We start from the raw sequence: 18,831 nt of genomic DNA on the forward strand, positions 1-18,831 counted from the left end.
ACCGAATAATTTCGCCCTGGGAATTTTACTTGCCCGGTGTTTAGCCATAAAATCACCGCGATTGATTGCAGTGCGACATATCGTCACTGCATCGTTACTTTTTCGAGCTCAGAGACCTTTGCTCTCTGTTAAGGATTTCCAGCATGACCGACGCGACAGGACTCATGGCCCACAACTGGGGCTTTGCCATTTTCCTCTTCGGTGTTGTGGGCCTTTGCGCCTTCATGCTTGGCGTCTCCAGCCTACTCGGGTCAAAAGCCTGGGGCCGCAGCAAAAACGAACCGTTCGAGTCCGGCATGCTACCTACAGGTGGCGCCCGCTTGCGGCTCTCAGCCAAATTCTATCTGGTCGCGATGCTCTTCGTGATCTTCGATATCGAAGCCCTCTTTCTCTTTGCATGGTCTGTGTCCGTCCGCGAAAGCGGCTGGACCGGATTCGTCGAAGCTCTCGTTTTCATAGCAATTCTGTTGGCAGGTCTTGTCTACCTGTTCCGAGTGGGCGCCCTTGACTGGGCTCCGGAAGCTCGTCGCAAGCGGCAGGCGAAGCTGAAACAATGAGGCTTTGGCAATGCAATACAATCTCACCAGGATCGACCCGGATGCTCCTAACGAGCAGTACCCCATCGGCGAACGGGAAACCGTTTCCGACCCGTTAGAAGACCAAGTCCACAAAAACATCTACATGGGCAAGCTGGAAGACGTGCTGAGTGGCGCGGTCAACTGGGGGCGTAAAAACTCCCTGTGGCCGTACAACTTCGGCCTTTCGTGCTGCTACGTAGAAATGACCACCGCCTTCACGGCACCCCATGACATCGCCCGCTTTGGCGCCGAAGTTATCCGGGCATCACCGCGCCAGGCGGATTTCATGGTTATCGCCGGTACCTGCTTCATCAAGATGGCGCCGATCATCCAGCGTCTCTATGAGCAAATGCTCGAACCGAAGTGGGTCATCTCCATGGGTTCGTGCGCCAACTCCGGTGGCATGTACGACATCTACTCGGTCGTTCAAGGGGTGGACAAGTTCCTGCCCGTGGACGTCTACGTGCCTGGCTGCCCGCCCCGCCCCGAAGCATTCCTGCAAGGCTTGATGCTGTTGCAGGAATCGATTGGCAAGGAGCGTCGCCCGCTGTCCTGGGTCGTCGGTGATCAAGGCGTGTACCGCGCCGAGATGCCGTCCCAAAAGGAACAGCGCCGCGAACAGCGAATCGCAGTCACCAACCTGCGCAGCCCCGACGAAGTCTGATCCAGCCCGCTTCTTTATATAGAACGAAAACCTGGCTTCATTCTTTACGTTGACCGAAAGCGATAAAAAACCATGACTACAGGCAGTGCTCTGTATATCCCGCCTTACAAGGCAGACGACCAGGATGTGGTTGTCGAACTCAATAACCGTTTTGGCCCTGACGCCTTCACCGCCCAGGCCACACGCACCGGTATGCCGGTGCTGTGGGTGGCGCGCGCCAGGCTCGTCGAAGTCCTGACCTTCCTGCGCAACCTGCCCAAGCCGTACGTCATGCTCTATGACCTGCATGGCGTGGACGAGCGACTGCGCACCAAGCGCCAGGGGCTGCCGAGCGGCGCCGATTTCACCGTCTTCTACCATTTGATGTCGCTGGAACGTAACAGTGACGTGATGATCAAGGTCGCCCTGAGCGAGAGCGACCTGAGCATCCCGACCGTCACCGGTATCTGGCCGAACGCCAGCTGGTACGAGCGTGAAGTCTGGGACATGTTCGGCGTCGACTTCCCCGGCCACCCGCACCTGACGCGCATCATGATGCCGCCGACCTGGGAAGGTCACCCGCTGCGCAAGGACTTCCCTGCCCGCGCCACCGAATTCGACCCGTACAGCCTCAACCTCGCCAAGCAGCAGCTTGAAGAAGAAGCGGCGCGCTTCCGTCCGGAAGACTGGGGCATGAAACGCTCCGGCACCAACGAGGATTACATGTTCCTCAACCTGGGCCCGAACCACCCTTCGGCTCACGGTGCCTTCCGTATCATCCTGCAACTGGACGGCGAAGAAATCGTCGACTGCGTCCCGGACATCGGCTACCACCACCGTGGCGCCGAGAAGATGGCCGAGCGTCAGTCCTGGCACAGCTTCATCCCGTACACCGACCGTATCGACTACCTCGGCGGCGTGATGAACAACCTGCCGTACGTGCTCTCGGTCGAGAAGCTCGCCGGCATTAAAGTGCCAGACCGCGTCGACACCATCCGCATCATGATGGCCGAGTTCTTCCGCATCACCAGCCACCTGCTGTTCCTGGGTACCTATATCCAGGACGTCGGCGCCATGACTCCGGTGTTCTTCACTTTCACCGACCGTCAGCGCGCCTACAAGGTCATCGAAGCCATCACCGGTTTCCGCCTGCACCCGGCCTGGTACCGCATCGGCGGCGTGGCCCACGACCTGCCGAACGGCTGGGAGCGCCTGGTCAAGGAGTTCATCGACTGGATGCCCAAGCGTCTGGACGAGTACCAGAAAGCCGCGCTGGACAACAGCATCCTCAAGGGTCGTACCATCGGCGTCGCCCAGTACAACACCAAAGAGGCCCTGGAATGGGGCGTCACCGGTGCCGGCCTGCGTTCCACCGGTTGCGACTTCGACCTGCGCAAGGCGCGCCCATACTCCGGCTACGAGAACTTCGAGTTCGAAGTACCGCTGGCGGCCAATGGCGATGCCTACGACCGTTGCATCGTGCGCGTCGAAGAAATGCGCCAGAGCCTGAAGATCATCGAGCAGTGCATGCGCAACATGCCGGCCGGCCCGTACAAGGCGGATCACCCGCTGACCACGCCGCCGCACAAAGAGCGCACGCTGCAACACATCGAAACCCTGATCACGCACTTCCTGCAAGTTTCGTGGGGCCCGGTCATGCCGGCCAACGAATCCTTCCAGATGATCGAAGCGACCAAGGGTATCAACAGTTATTACCTGACGAGCGATGGCGGCACCATGAGCTACCGCACCCGGATTCGTACCCCAAGTTTTGCCCACTTGCAGCAGATCCCTTCGGTGATCAAAGGCGAGATGGTCGCGGACTTGATTGCGTACCTGGGTAGTATCGATTTCGTTATGGCCGACGTGGACCGCTAAGCATGAACAGCACGCTTATCCAGACAGACCGTTTCACCTTGAGTGAAACCGAGCGCTCGGCCATCGAGCACGAGCTGCATCACTACGAAGATCCGCGCGCGGCGTCGATCGAAGCCCTGAAGATCGTTCAGAAGGAACGTGGCTGGGTGCCCGACGGCGCCCTCTACGCCATCGGCGAGATCCTCGGCATCCCTGCCAGCGACGTTGAAGGGGTGGCCACGTTCTACAGCCAGATCTTCCGTCAGCCAGTCGGCCGTCACATCATTCGCGTGTGCGACAGCATGGTCTGCTACATCGGCGGCCATGAGTCCGTGGTCAGCGAAATCCAGGCCAAGCTGGGTATCGGCCTCGGCCAGACCACCGCCGACGGCCGCTTCACGCTGCTGCCGGTGTGCTGCCTGGGCAACTGCGACAAGGCGCCGGCGTTGATGATCGACGACGACACATTCGGTGACGTACAGCCTGCTGGCGTGACCCAATTGCTCGAGGGCTACCCATGACCCTGACTTCCTTCGGCCCGGCCAACCTGATCAAGCGTTCGGCCGAGACCCACCCGCTGACCTGGCGCCTGCGTGACGACGGCGAGCCGGTATGGCTTGACGAATACCAGGCCAAGAACGGTTACGCCGCAGCGCGCAAAGCCTTCGCCGATATGGCCCAGGACGATATCGTCCAGACCGTGAAGGACGCCGGCCTCAAGGGCCGCGGCGGCGCAGGCTTCCCCACGGGTGTGAAGTGGGGCCTGATGCCCAAAGACGAATCCATCAACATCCGCTACCTGCTGTGCAACGCGGATGAGATGGAGCCCAACACCTGGAAAGACCGCATGCTGATGGAGCAACTGCCCCATCTGCTGATCGAAGGCATGTTGATCAGCGCCCGTGCGCTCAAGACCTACCGTGGCTACATCTTCCTGCGTGGCGAGTACACCACCGCCGCCAAGCACCTCAACCGTGCAGTGGCAGAAGCCAAGGCCGCGGGCCTGCTGGGCAAGAACATCCTCGGTTCCGGCTTCGACTTCGAACTGTTCGTGCACACCGGCGCCGGGCGTTATATCTGCGGTGAAGAAACCGCACTGATCAACTCCCTCGAAGGTCGCCGCGCCAACCCGCGCTCCAAGCCGCCCTTCCCCGCCGCCGTAGGCGTGTGGGGCAAGCCGACCTGCGTGAACAACGTCGAGACCCTGTGCAACGTGCCGGCGATCATCGCCGACGGCGTGGACTGGTACAAATCCCTGGCCCGTGAAGGCAGCGAAGACATGGGCACCAAGCTCATGGGTTTCTCCGGCAAGGTCAAAAACCCTGGCCTGTGGGAGCTGCCGTTCGGCGTGACCGCCCGCGAGCTGTTCGAGGACTACGCCGGCGGTATGCGCGACGGCTACACCTTGAAAGCCTGGCAGCCAGGCGGCGCCGGCACCGGTTTCCTGCTTCCTGAGCACCTGGACGCACAAATGTATGCCGGCGGCATCGGCAAGGTGGGCACCCGGATGGGTACCGGCCTGGCAATGGCGGTCGACAACACCGTGAACATGGTCTCGCTGCTGCGCAACATGGAGCAGTTCTTTGCCCGTGAATCCTGCGGCTTCTGCACCCCATGCCGCGACGGCCTGCCGTGGAGCGTCAAGCTGCTGATGGCCCTGGAAAACGGCGAAGGCCGCGAGGGTGATATCGAAACCCTGCTGGGCCTGGTCGGCTTCCTCGGCCCAGGCAAGACCTTCTGTGCTCACGCACCGGGCGCCGTAGAGCCATTGGGCAGCGCAATCAAATACTTCCGCTCGGAGTTCGAAGCCGGCATCGCGCCCACCAGCGCCGCCGTCCCGCCTCTGGCGAAGCCGATCGTAGTCGGCGCGTAACGCTTAAACAGGCGAAGGGTCCGTGCCCTTCGCCTGCTCATGTGCTGACGCCGTAAAGGCTGTGTAGATGCACATGAATAACAAGATTCCATTAGCCACGCCCGCTGACAACGGGCCAACGAAGAACTTTGAACCATGGCCACTATCCACGTAGACGGCAAAGCGCTCGAAGTCGATGGGGCGGACAACCTGTTACAGGCGTGTCTGTCACTCGGCCTCGATATTCCGTATTTCTGCTGGCACCCCGCGCTCGGTAGCGTCGGTGCCTGTCGCCAGTGTGCGGTCAAGCAATACACCGACGAGAACGACACCCGTGGTCGTATCGTCATGTCCTGCATGACCCCAGCCACCGACAACACCTGGATCTCCATCGACGATGAAGAGTCCAAGGCGTTCCGCGCCAGCGTTGTCGAATGGCTGATGACCAACCACCCCCACGACTGCCCGGTCTGTGAGGAAGGCGGTCACTGCCACCTGCAAGACATGACGGTGATGACCGGCCACAACGAGCGCCGTTATCGCTTCACCAAGCGTACCCACCAGAACCAGGACCTCGGCCCGTTCATTTCCCACGAAATGAACCGCTGCATCGCCTGCTACCGCTGCGTGCGTTTCTATAAAGACTACGCCGGCGGCACCGACCTGGGCGTGTTCGGCGCCCACGACAACGTGTACTTCGGTCGCGTTGAAGACGGCGTGCTCGAAAGCGAGTTTTCCGGCAACCTCACCGAGGTCTGCCCGACCGGTGTGTTCACCGACAAGACCCACTCCGAGCGCTACAACCGTAAGTGGGACATGCAGTTCGCGCCAAGCATCTGCCATGGCTGCTCCAGCGGTTGCAACATCTCCCCGGGCGAGCGCTACGGCGAACTGCGTCGTATCGAAAACCGCTTCAACGGTTCGGTCAACCAGTACTTCCTGTGCGACCGTGGCCGTTTCGGCTATGGCTACGTCAACCGCGAAGACCGCCCACGCCAGCCGCTGCTGGCCGATGGCGCCAAGCTGAGCCTGGACGCCGCGCTGGATAAAGCCGCCGACCTGCTGCGCGGGCGCAATATCGTCGGTATCGGTTCGCCGCGTGCCAGCCTCGAAAGCAACTTCGCGTTGCGCGAGCTGGTCGGTGCCGAGCACTTCTACTGCGGTATCGAAGCCGGCGAGCTGGAGCGCATCCGCCTGGTCCTGCAAGTGCTGAATGACAGCCCGCTGCCGGTTCCGAACATGCGCGACATCGAAGACCACGATGCGATCTTCGTGCTCGGTGAAGACCTGACCCAGACCGCTGCGCGCATTGCCCTGTCGCTGCGCCAGTCGGTCAAAGGCAAGGCCGAAGAAATGGCCGACGCCATGCGCGTACAGCCGTGGCTCGACGCCGCGGTGAAAAACATCGGTCAGCACGCGCTGAACCCGCTGTTTATCGCCTCGCTGGCTGAAACCAAGCTCGACGACATCGCCGAAGAATGCGTGCACGCCGCACCGGACGACCTGGCCCGCCTCGGTTTCGCCGTGGCCCACGCCCTCGACGCCAGCGCGCCTGCCGTCGATGGCCTGGACACCGAAGCGGTCGAACTGGCCCAGCGCATTGCCGACGCACTGCTGGCGGCCAAGCGCCCATTGATCATCGCCGGCACCTCCCTGGGTTCCAAGGCGCTGATCGAAGCCGCTGCCAACATCGCCAAGGCCCTGAAGCTGCGCGACAAGAACGGCTCCATCAGCCTGGTGGTGCCGGAAGCCAACAGCCTGGGCCTGGCCATGCTCGGTGGCGAGTCCCTGGACGCCGCCCTGCAAGCAGTGACCGACGGCAACGCCGACGCCATTGTGGTATTGGAAAACGACCTGTACACCCGCACCGCTGCCGCTAAGGTTGACGCTGCGCTGGACGCTGCCAAAGTCCTGATCGTGGCCGACCACCAGAAGACCGCCACCAGCGAGCGTGCCGACCTGGTGCTGCCAGCCGCCACCTTCGCCGAAGGCGACGGTACCCTGGTCAGCCAGGAAGGCCGCGCCCAGCGCTTCTTCCAGGTGTTCGATCCGAAGTACATGGACGCCAGCATCCTGGTGCACGAAGGCTGGCGCTGGCTGCATGCCCTGCGTGCGACCCTGCTGAACCAGCCGATCGACTGGACCCAGCTCGACCACGTGACCGCTGCCACCGCCGCCAGCGCGCCGCAACTGGCTCGTATTGTCGATGCCGCGCCGTCTGCCGCGTTCCGTATCAAGGGCCTGAAACTGGCCCGTGAACCGCTGCGCTACTCCGGTCGTACCGCCATGCGCGCCGACATCAGCGTGCACGAACCGCGTACCCCGCAAGACATCGACACTGCGTTCGCCTTCTCCATGGAAGGTTACTCGGGCTCGGCCGAGCCGCGTCAGCAGGTGCCGTTTGCCTGGTCGCCGGGCTGGAACTCGCCGCAGGCCTGGAACAAGTTCCAGGATGAAGTCGGTGGTCACATCCGTGCTGGCGACCCGGGCACCCGCCTGATCGAAAGCACCGGTGACGCGCTGAACTGGTTCACTGCGGTACCGCGTCCGTTCAACCCGGCTCCGGGTACCTGGCAGGTCGTGCCGTTCTTCCACCTGTTCGGCAGCGAAGAAACCTCTTCCAAGGCCGCGCCGGTTCAAGAGCGCATTCCTGCCGCTTACGTGTCCGTGGCCAAGTCCGAAGCCGACCGCCTGGGCGTCAACGACGGTGCGCTGCTCAGCCTCAACGTGGCCGGCCAGACCCTACGTCTGCCGCTGCGTATCAATGACGAGCTGGGTGCCGGCCTGGTTGCACTGCCTAAAGGCATCGCCGGTATTCCGCCTGCCATTTTCGGCAAAACCGTTGACGGTCTGCAGGAGGCAGCGCAATGACTTGGTTCACGCCGGAAGTAATTGACGTGATCATCTCGGTGGTCAAGGCCATCGTGATCCTGTTGGCCGTGGTCGTCGCGGGCGCGCTGCTCAGCTTCGTCGAACGTCGCCTGCTGGGCTGGTGGCAGGACCGTTACGGTCCGAACCGCGTTGGCCCATTCGGCATGTTCCAGATCGCGGCCGACATGCTGAAAATGTTCTTCAAGGAAGACTGGACCCCGCCGTTCGCCGACAAGGTGATCTTCACCCTGGCACCGGTGGTAGCCATGAGCGCCTTGCTGATCGCCTTCGCGATCATCCCGATCACCCCGACCTGGGGCGTGGCGGACCTGAACATCGGCTTGCTGTTCTTCTTCGCCATGGCCGGTCTGTCGGTGTATGCGGTGCTGTTCGCCGGTTGGGCCAGTAACAACAAGTTCGCCCTGCTGGGCAGCTTGCGGGCCTCGGCCCAGACCGTGTCCTACGAAGTGTTCATGGGCCTGGCCCTGATGGGCATCGTGGTGCAGGTCGGCTCGTTCAACATGCGCGATATCGTCGAGTACCAGGCACAGAACCTGTGGTTCATCATTCCGCAGTTCTTTGGCTTCTGCACCTTCTTCATCGCTGGCGTGGCCGTGACTCACCGTCACCCGTTCGACCAGCCGGAAGCGGAGCAGGAACTGGCCGACGGTTACCACATTGAATATGCCGGCATGAAGTGGGGCATGTTCTTCGTCGGTGAGTACATCGGCATCATCTTGATCTCGGCCCTGCTGGTCACGCTGTTCTTCGGCGGCTGGCACGGTCCGTTCGGCATCCTGCCGCAGTTGGCCTTCTTCTGGTTCTTCTTGAAGACCGCGTTCTTCATCATGCTGTTCATCCTGCTGCGCGCCTCGATTCCGCGCCCACGCTATGACCAGGTGATGGATTTCAGCTGGAGATTCTGCCTGCCGCTGACCCTGATCAATTTGCTGGTGACGGCTGCCGTCGTGTTGTTGAACACGCCAGCTGCCGCGGTTCAGTGAGGATTTGACCCATGTTCAAATATATTGGCGACATCGTTAAGGGTACCGGTACCCAGTTGCGAAGCCTGGTGATGGTGTTCGGTCACGGCTTTCGCAAACGCGACACCCTGCAATACCCCGAAGAAGCGGTGTACCTGCCGCCGCGCTATCGCGGCCGCATCGTACTGACCCGCGACCCCGACGGCGAAGAGCGTTGCGTAGCCTGCAACCTGTGCGCCGTGGCGTGCCCGGTGGGTTGCATCTCCCTGCAGAAAGCTGAAACCGAAGACGGTCGCTGGTACCCGGACTTCTTCCGTATCAACTTCTCGCGCTGCATTTTCTGCGGCCTCTGCGAGGAAGCTTGCCCGACCACCGCAATCCAGCTCACACCGGATTTCGAGATGGCCGAGTTCAAACGTCAGGACCTGGTGTACGAGAAAGAAGATCTGCTGATCTCTGGTCCCGGTAAAAACCCTGATTACAACTTCTATCGTGTTGCAGGTATGGCCGTTGCCGGTAAGCCGAAGGGCGCCGCACAAAACGAAGCCGAGCCGATCAACGTGAAGAGCTTGCTGCCTTAAGGAAGAAAGATGGAATTCGCTTTCTATTTCGCATCGGGTATTGCAGTGGTGTCCACGCTTCGCGTGATCACCAACACCAACCCCGTGCACGCCCTGCTCTACCTGATCATTTCGTTGATCGCCGTGGCCATGACCTTTTTCAGCCTCGGCGCACCGTTCGCCGGTGTACTGGAAGTGATCGCCTACGCCGGCGCCATCATGGTGCTGTTCGTGTTTGTGGTGATGATGCTCAACCTGGGGCCGGCTTCGGTCGCCCAGGAGCGCGTCTGGCTCAAGCCCGGCATCTGGCTCGGCCCGGTTGTCCTCGCAGCATTGCTGCTGGGTGAACTGCTGTATGTACTGTTCGCTCACCAGAGCGGCCAGGCCATCGGCCACACCACCGTAGACGCCAAAGCCGTGGGCATCAGCCTGTTCGGCCCGTACCTGCTGGTGGTCGAACTGGCTTCGATGCTGCTGCTCGCCGCAGCCATCACCGCCTTCCACTTGGGCCGCAACGAAGCCAAGGAGCAATGACGATGCCTGCTATCCCTTTGGAGCATGGTCTGGCGGTCGCCGGCATCCTGTTCTGCCTTGGCCTGGTCGGCCTGATGGTGCGCCGTAACATTCTGTTCGTGTTGATGAGCCTGGAAATCATGATGAACGCCGCGGCACTGGCGTTCATCGTGGCGGGCGCGCGTTGGGGCCAGCCGGATGGACAAGTCATGTTCATCCTGGTGATCAGCCTTGCAGCCGCCGAAGCCAGTATTGGCCTGGCGATCCTGCTGCAGCTGTATCGTCGCTTCCACACGCTTGATATCGACGCTGCCAGTGAGATGCGCGGATGAACATGATCTTTCTGACTTTCGTATTCCCCCTGATCGGTTTCCTGCTGCTGTCGTTCTCTCGCGGGCGCTGGTCGGAAAACCTCTCGGCCTTGATCGGCGTGGGTTCCATCGGCCTGTCGGCCATCGTGGCCGCCTACGTCATCTGGCAATTCAACGTGGCGCCGCCAGAAGGCGGTCACTACACCCTGGTGCTGTGGCAGTGGATGTCGGTGGAAGGCTTCAAGCCCAACTTCGCCCTCTACGTCGACGGCCTGTCGATCACCATGCTCGGCGTGGTGGTCGGTGTAGGCTTTTTGATCCACCTGTTCGCGTCTTGGTACATGCGCGGTGAAGCAGGCTACTCGCGCTTCTTCTCGTACACCAACCTGTTTATCGCCAGCATGTTGTTCCTGGTGCTCGGCGATAACCTGTTGTTCCTGTACTTCGGCTGGGAAGGCGTGGGCCTGTGCTCGTACCTGTTGATCGGTTTCTACTACAGCAACCGCAACAACGGCAATGCGGCACTCAAGGCATTTATCGTCACCCGTATCGGCGACGTGTTCATGGCCATTGGCCTGTTCATCCTGTTCCAACAGGTGGGCACGCTGAACATCCAGGAACTGCTGGTGCTGGCACCGCAGAAATTCCAGGTCGGCGACTTCTGGATCACCTTGGCGACCCTGATGCTGCTGGGCGGCGCCGTGGGTAAATCCGCGCAACTGCCGCTGCAAACCTGGCTGGCGGATGCGATGGCTGGCCCTACACCGGTTTCGGCACTGATCCACGCCGCAACCATGGTGACCGCCGGTGTCTACCTGATCGCCCGTACCCACGGCCTGTTCACCCTGGCACCGGACATCCTGCACCTTGTAGGCATCGTCGGTGGCGTGACCCTGGTACTGGCCGGCTTCGCCGCGCTGGTGCAAACCGACATCAAGCGTATCCTCGCCTACTCGACCATGAGCCAGATCGGCTACATGTTCCTGGCCTTGGGCGTTGGCGCCTGGGACGCGGCGATCTTCCACCTGATGACCCACGCGTTCTTCAAGGCCCTGCTGTTCCTCGCCTCCGGTGCGGTGATCGTCGCCTGCCACCACGAGCAGAACATCTTCAAGATGGGCGGCCTGTGGAAGAAACTGCCACTGGCCTACGCCAGCTTCATCGTCGGTGGTGCCGCACTCGCAGCCCTGCCGTTGGTGACCGCCGGTTTCTACTCCAAGGACGAAATCCTCTGGGAAGCCTTTGCCAGCGGTAACCAGAACCTGCTCTACGCAGGCTTGGTGGGTGCGTTCATGACCTCGCTGTACACCTTCCGTCTGATCTTCATCACCTTCCACGGTGAAGCCAAGACCGAAGCACACGCAGGCCATGGCATCTCCCACTGGCTGCCACTGTCGGTGCTGATCATCCTGTCGACCTTCATCGGCGCCATGATCACTCCACCACTGGCCGGCGTATTGCCAGAAAGCGTCGGCCATGCCGGCGGCGCAGACAAGCACAGCCTGGAAATCGCCTCGGGCGCCATTGCCATCGCCGGTATCCTGCTGGCCGCCCTGCTGTTCCTCGGCAAGCGTCGCTTCGTGACCGCCGTGGCCAACAGTGGCATCGGGCGCTTCCTGTCGGCCTGGTGGTTCGCTGCCTGGGGCTTCGATTGGCTCTACGACAAACTGTTCGTCAAGCCATACCTCGCCATCAGCCATGTACTGCGCAAAGACCCACTCGACCAGACCATCGGTTTGATCCCGCGCGCCGCCAAGGCCGGTCACACCGCCCTGAGCCGCAGCGAGACTGGCCAACTGCGTTGGTATGCAGCGTCCATGGCGGCCGGTGCCGTGCTGGTGATCGGCGCCATCGTCGTGGTAGCGGTCTGACTATGTTTAAGTGCACTGCGTACTTTGCACACTTGCGAAAGGAAACGAGCCCGTCATGATTCTGCCCTGGCTAATCCTGATCCCCTTTATCGGCGGCCTGCTCTGCTGGATGGGTGAACGCTTCGGCGCCACCCTCCCCCGCTGGATTGCGTTGCTGACCATGTCCCTGGAACTCGCACTCGGCCTCTGGCTGTGGGCCCATGGTGACTATTCATTCGCTCCGGCACCGGGTGTCGATCCGACCTTCGCGCTTGAATTCAAGCACGTGTGGATCCAGCGCTTCGGCATCAATGTGCACCTGGCCCTCGACGGCCTGTCGCTGTTGATGATCCTGCTGACCGGCCTGCTGGGTATCCTCTCGGTACTCTGCTCCTGGAAAGAGATCCAGCGTCACGTGGGCTTCTTCCACCTGAACCTGATGTGGATCCTGGGCGGCGTGGTCGGCGTGTTCCTGGCGCTGGACCTGTTCATGTTCTTCTTCTTCTGGGAAATGATGCTGGTGCCGATGTACTTCCTCATCGCGCTCTGGGGTCACAGTTCTTCGGACGGCAAGAAAACCCGGATCTACGCGGCGACCAAGTTCTTCATCTTCACCCAGGCTTCCGGCCTGATCATGTTGGTGGCGATCCTGGGCCTGGTTCTGGTCAACTTCAACAGCACCGGCGTTATTACGTTCAACTACGCCGACCTGTTGAAAACCAAGATGTCGCTGACCACCGAGTACATCCTGATGCTCGGCTTCTTCATCGCCTTCGCGGTGAAGCTGCCAGTGGTGCCGTTTCACTCCTGGTTGCCTGACGCTCACGCCCAGGCGCCGACTGCCGGTTCCGTGGACCTGGCCGGTATCCTGTTGAAGACGGCGGCCTACGGCCTGCTGCGTTTCGCCCTGCCGCTGTTCCCGAATGCCTCGGCCGAGTTCGCGCCGATCGCCATGACCCTGGGTCTGATCGGGATCTTCTACGGTGCGTTCCTGGCCTTCGCGCAAACCGACATCAAGCGCCTGATTGCCTTCTCGTCCGTTTCCCACATGGGTTTCGTACTGATCGGCATCTACTCCGGCAGCCAGCTGGCGCTGCAAGGCGCAGTGATCCAGATGTTGGCCCACGGTGTTTCGGCCGCTGCCCTGTTTATCCTCAGTGGTCAGTTGTACGAGCGCCTGCACACCCGTGACATGCGTGAAATGGGTGGCGTGTGGTCGCGCATTGCTTATCTGCCGGCGATCAGCCTGTTCTTCGCCGCTGCATCCCTGGGCTTGCCGGGGACCGGTAACTTCATCGGCGAATTCCTGATCCTGATGGGTGCCTTTGTACAGACGCCGTGGATCAGCGCCATTGCTACCTCCGGCCTGGTGTTCGGTTCGGTGTACTCGCTGATCATGATCCACCGCGCCTACTTCGGCCCGGCCAAGTCCGACACCGTCCTGCAAGGGATGGATGCGCGCGAACTGATCATGGTGCTCGGCCTTGCGGTGTTGCTGATCTTCATCGGCGTGTACCCGCAACCGTTCCTGGACACTTCTGCCGCAACGATGCATGGCGTGCAGCAGTGGTTCGGCACCGCCTTCTCTCAACTCGCTTCGGCCCGGTAAGAGCGCTATGGAATTCACGATCCAACACTTTATCGCGCTTGCGCCGCTGCTGATTACCAGCCTCACCATCGTGGTGGTGATGCTGGCAATCGCCTGGCGCCGCAATCACTCGCAAACGTTCCTGCTGTCCTGCGCCGGGTTGAACCTGGCCCTGCTGTCGATCATCCCGGCCCTCAAGGTCGCGCCACTGGCGGTCACGCCATTGATGATGGTCGATGACTTCGCGTTGCTGTACATCGCCCTGATCCTGGTGGCGACCCTGGCCTGCGTCACCCTCGCCCACGCCTACCTCGGCGAAGGCGGCACCGGCTACCCGGGTAACAAGGAAGAGCTGTACCTGCTGATCCTGCTGGCTGCGGCCGGCGGTATCGTGCTGGTCAGCGCGCAGCACCTGGCCGGCTTGTTCATCGGCCTGGAACTGCTGTCGATCCCGACCTACGGCCTGGTGGCCTACGCCTTCTTCAACAAGCGCTCCCTGGAAGCCGGCATCAAGTACATGGTGCTGTCGGCGGCCGGTTCCGCGTTCCTGTTGTTCGGTATGGCCCTGCTCTACGCAGAAGCCGGCAGCCTGAGCTTCACCGGTATCGGCCACGCCCTGGCCGCCACCAACAGCCCGGCGCCAATCGCCCAACTTGGCCTGGCGATGATGCTGATCGGCCTGGCGTTCAAGCTGTCGCTGGTACCCTTCCACCTGTGGACCCCGGACGTGTACGAAGGCGCCCCGGCGCCGGTGGCGGCGTTCCTGGCCACCGCGTCGAAGGTTGCAGTGTTTGCGGTGATGGTGCGTCTGTTCCAGATCTCCCCTGCTGCCAACACCGGTGTGCTGAGCACCGTGCTGACCGTGATCGCCATCGCGTCGATCCTGTTCGGTAACCTGCTGGCCCTGACCCAGAACAACCTCAAGCGTCTGCTGGGTTACTCGTCCATCGCTCACTTCGGCTACCTGCTGATCGCCCTGGTGGCGAGCAAAGGCCTGGCCGTGGAAGCCATGGGCGTGTACCTGGTTACCTACGTGATCACCAGCCTGGGTGCGTTCGGCGTGATCACGCTGATGTCCTCGCCGTTCAAAGGCCGTGATGCCGACGCCCTGTACGAATATCGCGGCCTGTTCTGGCGCCGTCCGTACCTGACTGCCGTGCTGACCGTAATGATGCTGTCCCTGGCCGGCATTCCGCTGACCGCGGGCTTTATCGGCAAGTTCTACATTGTCGCAACCGGTGTTGAAGCCCACGAGTGGTGGTTGGTAGCGTCCCTGGTACTGGGCAGCGCCATCGGCGTGTTCTACTACCTGCGCGTGATGGTCACCCTGTACCTGATCGAGCCAAACCTGCGCCGTGTGGATGCCGAGCTGCATTGGGAACAGAAAGCCGGTGGCGTGATGCTGCTGGCCATCGCCCTGCTCGCGTTCTTCCTGGGCGTGTACCCGCAACCGTTGCTCACCCTGGTGCAGCATGCGGTGTTGGGGGTTTGATCGCTTAGATTGATGCAGTCAACAGAACGGCGCCTTTGGGCGCCGTTTTGCGTTTTCAGGGCAAGGGTAGGTGCTCTAGTCACCAAATGTATTGACTGCCCCGCCGCCTTCGCGAGCAAGCCCGCTCCCACATTTGGATCGAGGAGCGTCAGTTGGATGCTCATGGGCTCAACGCGGTCCCATGCCACGCTAGCATCGCGAATGGTCTGACCCGATATACAGCGACAGCTGACATCGCGCTCCGTCCTGCTTTCGTAAAGTGATCAATTCATACGCAACCTACGTAGTGATCAGCATGAAACGCACTATTGCTTCAGAGTTAATCGAAGGCTTCGACGCCCTGGCCGACGAACGCCAGGGCAAAATCACCCTGCGCGCCCACAAAGTCCACCTCAACAAACTGGCACCGCTTACCGCAAACGAGGTGATCGCCGTGCGCCAGCAACTCAACCTCTCCCGGTCGGTATTCGCCATGTACTTGCGTACGAACATCCGGACCCTGGAAAACTGGGAACAAGGCCGGGCCAAACCCAACGCCCAGGCGGTCACCCTGATCCGCCTGGTCGCGCGCTTTCCGGAAACCGTGGCACAACTTGCTGCACTGGGCTGACCTGCGAAAGCATCGAGTAGTAGGCTGCTTCCATTGACGCCACAGCACACAGCGGAGTTTGTGTCGTACCCTTGCCGGGTGTGTAGAGGACTTTCACCTCCAAGTCATTCGACTCACCACCATAGTGAGTCGAACAGCACCAGGCATGGCGGTTTCGGCCGCAAGCGTAAACGCCAGATGCAGATCAATATCAACGTAGGCATTCCATACGCCGCATTTGGTGTCCTCGACTAAACGCTTCTAGCGTTGAGCACCCGCGAAGAAAAATATGTGAACCACAACGACAACGGAACGTCGGCTTATATGCAACTGGATATTACAGTCTTGTATATGAACCAATACTTTTAGAAATCAACGATGGAGCGAAATGTAGGAAATGCCAATCAGACCGATCCGATAAATACCTGGAAAAACACAGGAAGCCTCAACTGAAAAATAATACAGCTCAAGAAATAATATTGACAATCACAATAGACACTCATACGGTTTAAGTGCATCGCAAATCTGCGAAGGCAATAATCCTGAGGAACTATATATGAGACGAGTAATTTTGCGGCGCCCTACCCTAGAGAAAACCTCATTAGATTGAATAAAATCAAGAAGCGCGAGGGGTTTCGACCCATTGCGCCTATATGCTTAGAAGAATGTATGGCTGAATACTTTCGCCCGTCCAACCCCTCCCCTTTCATGCTGGAATTTCGAAAAGTTATTTCATCTAAAATTCCAGCCGTGACGCACGTTGATAACTCAGCGCGCCCTCAATCAGTCAATAAATCGCAGAATCTTCGTATGCATCAGTTACTGAGCGCCTATCGTGATATATCAGGAGTCGGCGTACTTTGTAACACGTCCCTAAACTTTAACGGCCGCGGTTTTATAAATAGGTTGAGCGACCTGTATCGATTCGCCAGTGAACATGGACTCGACGGCTTCGTGTTTGAAGACAAGCTTTTTCTCAATTCAGATCGGCATGATGAAAACGTCAACTAAGCTTATTTACGTGCAAGCGCTATCCAGCCTATCACTATGGCTTGATATTTTTTTGATCTTCACGGTTCCCGTCTATCTATGGCATGCATCTCCTTCATCGATAGCGTTCCTGGCTTTTTGCCTGGGTGCCCCAATGTTGTTTCTTGGCCCTATCGTTGGAACGCTGATAGATCGACATGACGCAAGGAAGACACTATTATTTGGTGCCATACTGCGCACACTATCTACTGTAGCACTCGCAGTGTCTCCAGACCTTCAGAGCTTTTTGTTTTTGGTTTTATTCAAAGGCGTGTCAAACCTATTTTACATCCCTTCGATAACCATCATGGTTCGACAACTGATACTTGCCGAAGAGCGCAAATCATTTTTCAGTCACGTCAGTGTATTTGATCAATCCTCCAAAATTCTTGCACCATTACTTGCAGGTGTGTTAACGGCAGTATTATCACCTAAGGATTTATTCTTTTTGTCGGCTGCCGCCACTTCATTAACCTTTCCACTCCTAAGGTCTATTTGCCTGGCATTCCGAACGCAAATTAATGACTCCTCTACGAAAACCCTTCCACTCTATCGCGACATAACAAGAGGACTTTCTATTTTCAAAGCCTTGCCCTTTCAACTACGCATAGGCTTTTTATACTCCCTACTGACATCGCTGGCTTTAGGAATTTACGACCCGCATTTGGCGTCCTTTCTAGCCTACGAAGGCTTACCTCCAGTTAATTTTTCAGTGATCGTTTCCGCAACCGCCGGAGGCGCGATATGTGCCGCACTGTTGATGAAGTTCAAATTGAGCAATATCGATGAGATCCTACTTCGATCACATGCATTATTTATTTTTTCTGCAGCATTAATCCTGACCGCCATTTTAGTATTTTTCCAAGTACCTGGAAGAGCCTATGTCTATCCGCTGATTTGGTTTGTGAATGGTTTAAGTTATGAGTTATTAATCATATCGTCCAATATAATACTTCAACAATTATGCCCTTCTGATAATATCGGAAGAGTATCCATGTCTTTCAGAAGCATCCAAATGCTATGCATTATAATTGGACCTTCTTTAGGGACAGTGCTAATAATTGCAGGCGGTCGCCCAGCCCCTTTTGTTGTGGCTGCATGCGTGGCTTTTTTAACTGCATCAGTATCAATTGCGCTCTATCTATATTTGTATAAAAAACAAGCACATACACCTGTCAGTTAGTACCGAATCAAACGATCACCCAGTGAATCCCCTATTACTTTAAGTTACCTAATCAAGTCCAAGATCGAGTAGGCTTGCGCGCAACGCGCCATGCCTGGCCCACCCAAAAAACGCCCCGAGAATTCGGGGCGTTTTTTGCAGTACAACAGCGTCAGAATGCAATACCGACCTTGAAGCCGTATTCGTCACGCTTGAGCTTGGTGTTGTCGGCCACATAGGAGTCGTCGTCGAGCTTGTACTCGGTGCGGGTGTAGTACAGGCCCGCCATCACTGGCAGGTCGCCCTTCTGGTTCATCAGTAGGCTGACTTCAGCATAGGGGTTGGTGCGGTCCTTGAGGTCCACGCTGTCGCTGCCAACGCCGTCTACCTTGAGTTTGGCACGGCCATCGATGGTGTGACGGGCGCCGGCTTCAACGCGCAGCGTCATGTCATCGAACTGGTGGTTGTAGCCCAGCGCAGCCTTGGCGAACGGCGACTTGTTGGTCAGCTTCATATCGTAGCCATTGGTGTCCGGCTCATAGCGGGTCCAGGTGTAGCCACCGCCTACGATCACGTCGACGAAGTTGCGCGCATCCAGCGCGGCACGCCAGCCGAGGTTAAGGTCGGCCTGGCCTTCCTTGAGCTTGTTGTCGCTTTTTTCGCCGTACTTGGCTTCGATACCGGCCTGGTAGATGAAGCCGGACTCGGCGGTGAGCTTGTTGCCGAAGTTATAGAACAGGCCCGCTTCAGGCATGTGGTCCTTGTCGCTTTCGCTACCGCCTTCCAGCTTGAAGTCGTTGTAGCTGCCCAGGATCCCGAACGTGGAGATCGGGTCGGTGGAAGGTGCAGCGAACACCACGCCAGGCGCAGCGACCAGGGCCAGCAACGAGGTGTTCTTGAAAAATTTTCCGAATAGTTTGGACATCGTTTTACATCTCCATTTTAAGGTGGGC

General features: G+C 59.1%; 17 protein-coding genes. 16 read left to right on the forward strand and 1 reads right to left on the reverse strand.

What is annotated here, in order from left to right; genetic code table 11:
• Positions 1-143: 143 nt before the first annotated feature.
• The 16 genes from LJX92_RS15660 (at position 144) to LJX92_RS15730 (ending at position 17,899) form a co-directional block, all read left to right on the forward strand.
• Entirely contained in the window at positions 144-557 is a 414-nt protein-coding gene (locus LJX92_RS15660) for an NADH-quinone oxidoreductase subunit A (RefSeq protein WP_228308580.1), read from the forward strand.
• Between the two features lie 10 nt (positions 558-567).
• Positions 568-1,242 (forward strand): NuoB/complex I 20 kDa subunit family protein, encoded by a 675-nt coding sequence (locus LJX92_RS15665; protein ID WP_003174719.1) that lies wholly within the window; start codon positions 568-570, stop codon positions 1,240-1,242.
• A gap of 72 nt (positions 1,243-1,314) precedes the next feature.
• Positions 1,315-3,099: an NADH-quinone oxidoreductase subunit C/D gene (gene nuoC, locus LJX92_RS15670; RefSeq protein WP_228308581.1), complete on the forward strand. Its 1,785-nt coding sequence runs from the start codon at positions 1,315-1,317 to the stop codon at positions 3,097-3,099.
• Between the two features lie 2 nt (positions 3,100-3,101).
• Positions 3,102-3,599, forward strand: coding sequence for an NADH-quinone oxidoreductase subunit NuoE (gene nuoE / locus LJX92_RS15675; protein ID WP_003232080.1), 498 nt, complete (start codon positions 3,102-3,104; stop codon positions 3,597-3,599).
• Entirely contained in the window at positions 3,596-4,951 is a 1,356-nt protein-coding gene (gene nuoF / locus LJX92_RS15680) for an NADH-quinone oxidoreductase subunit NuoF (protein WP_005789119.1), read from the forward strand. The genes nuoE and nuoF overlap by 4 nt, the downstream gene beginning before the upstream one ends.
• A 135-nt stretch (positions 4,952-5,086) precedes the next feature.
• Complete coding sequence (gene nuoG, locus LJX92_RS15685) at positions 5,087-7,801, forward strand: NADH-quinone oxidoreductase subunit NuoG (RefSeq protein ID WP_032880616.1); 2,715 nt, start codon at positions 5,087-5,089, stop codon at positions 7,799-7,801.
• On the forward strand, positions 7,798-8,805 hold the full coding sequence (nuoH, locus tag LJX92_RS15690; protein WP_003192116.1) for an NADH-quinone oxidoreductase subunit NuoH: 1,008 nt from the start codon (positions 7,798-7,800) through the stop codon (positions 8,803-8,805). The genes nuoG and nuoH overlap by 4 nt, the downstream gene beginning before the upstream one ends.
• A gap of 11 nt (positions 8,806-8,816) precedes the next feature.
• Positions 8,817-9,365, forward strand: coding sequence for an NADH-quinone oxidoreductase subunit NuoI (gene nuoI, locus LJX92_RS15695; RefSeq protein WP_003174725.1), 549 nt, complete (start codon positions 8,817-8,819; stop codon positions 9,363-9,365).
• A 9-nt stretch (positions 9,366-9,374) separates the two neighbouring features.
• Complete coding sequence (nuoJ, locus tag LJX92_RS15700; protein WP_003174726.1) at positions 9,375-9,878, forward strand: NADH-quinone oxidoreductase subunit J; 504 nt, start codon at positions 9,375-9,377, stop codon at positions 9,876-9,878.
• A gap of 2 nt (positions 9,879-9,880) precedes the next feature.
• Positions 9,881-10,189 carry an NADH-quinone oxidoreductase subunit NuoK gene (gene nuoK / locus LJX92_RS15705; protein WP_003174727.1) on the forward strand — a complete coding sequence of 103 codons (309 nt, stop codon included), beginning with the start codon at positions 9,881-9,883 and terminating at the stop codon, positions 10,187-10,189.
• Positions 10,186-12,039 (forward strand): NADH-quinone oxidoreductase subunit L, encoded by a 1,854-nt coding sequence (gene nuoL, locus LJX92_RS15710; protein ID WP_046068643.1) that lies wholly within the window; start codon positions 10,186-10,188, stop codon positions 12,037-12,039. Before nuoK ends, nuoL begins: the two co-directional genes overlap by 4 nt.
• Positions 12,040-12,094: 55 nt before the next feature.
• Positions 12,095-13,627, forward strand: coding sequence for an NADH-quinone oxidoreductase subunit M (gene nuoM, locus LJX92_RS15715; RefSeq protein WP_103734497.1), 1,533 nt, complete (start codon positions 12,095-12,097; stop codon positions 13,625-13,627).
• Between the two features lie 7 nt (positions 13,628-13,634).
• On the forward strand, positions 13,635-15,098 hold the full coding sequence (nuoN, locus tag LJX92_RS15720; RefSeq protein ID WP_032880614.1) for an NADH-quinone oxidoreductase subunit NuoN: 1,464 nt from the start codon (positions 13,635-13,637) through the stop codon (positions 15,096-15,098).
• A gap of 295 nt (positions 15,099-15,393) precedes the next feature.
• Positions 15,394-15,708: a helix-turn-helix domain-containing protein gene (locus tag LJX92_RS15725; RefSeq protein ID WP_032880613.1), complete on the forward strand. Its 315-nt coding sequence runs from the start codon at positions 15,394-15,396 to the stop codon at positions 15,706-15,708.
• 585 nt (positions 15,709-16,293) lie between these two features.
• Entirely contained in the window at positions 16,294-16,698 is a 405-nt protein-coding gene (locus LJX92_RS27130; RefSeq protein ID WP_416309121.1) for a carbamoyltransferase C-terminal domain-containing protein, read from the forward strand.
• The gene (locus LJX92_RS15730) at positions 16,646-17,899 is read left to right on the forward strand and encodes an MFS transporter (RefSeq protein WP_228308582.1); all 1,254 of its coding nucleotides are present in this window, start codon (positions 16,646-16,648) and stop codon (positions 17,897-17,899) included. The genes LJX92_RS27130 and LJX92_RS15730 overlap by 53 nt, the downstream gene beginning before the upstream one ends.
• 151 nt (positions 17,900-18,050) lie before the next feature.
• On the opposite strand, the gene LJX92_RS15735 is transcribed toward LJX92_RS15730, so the two are convergent.
• Complete coding sequence (locus LJX92_RS15735) at positions 18,051-18,803, reverse strand: outer membrane beta-barrel protein (protein ID WP_228308583.1); 753 nt, start codon at positions 18,801-18,803, stop codon at positions 18,051-18,053.
• Positions 18,804-18,831: the final 28 nt, after the last annotated feature.

This window comes from Pseudomonas sp. HN8-3, from assembly GCF_020790195.1.
Lineage (GTDB): Bacteria > Pseudomonadota > Gammaproteobacteria > Pseudomonadales > Pseudomonadaceae > Aquipseudomonas > Aquipseudomonas synxantha_A.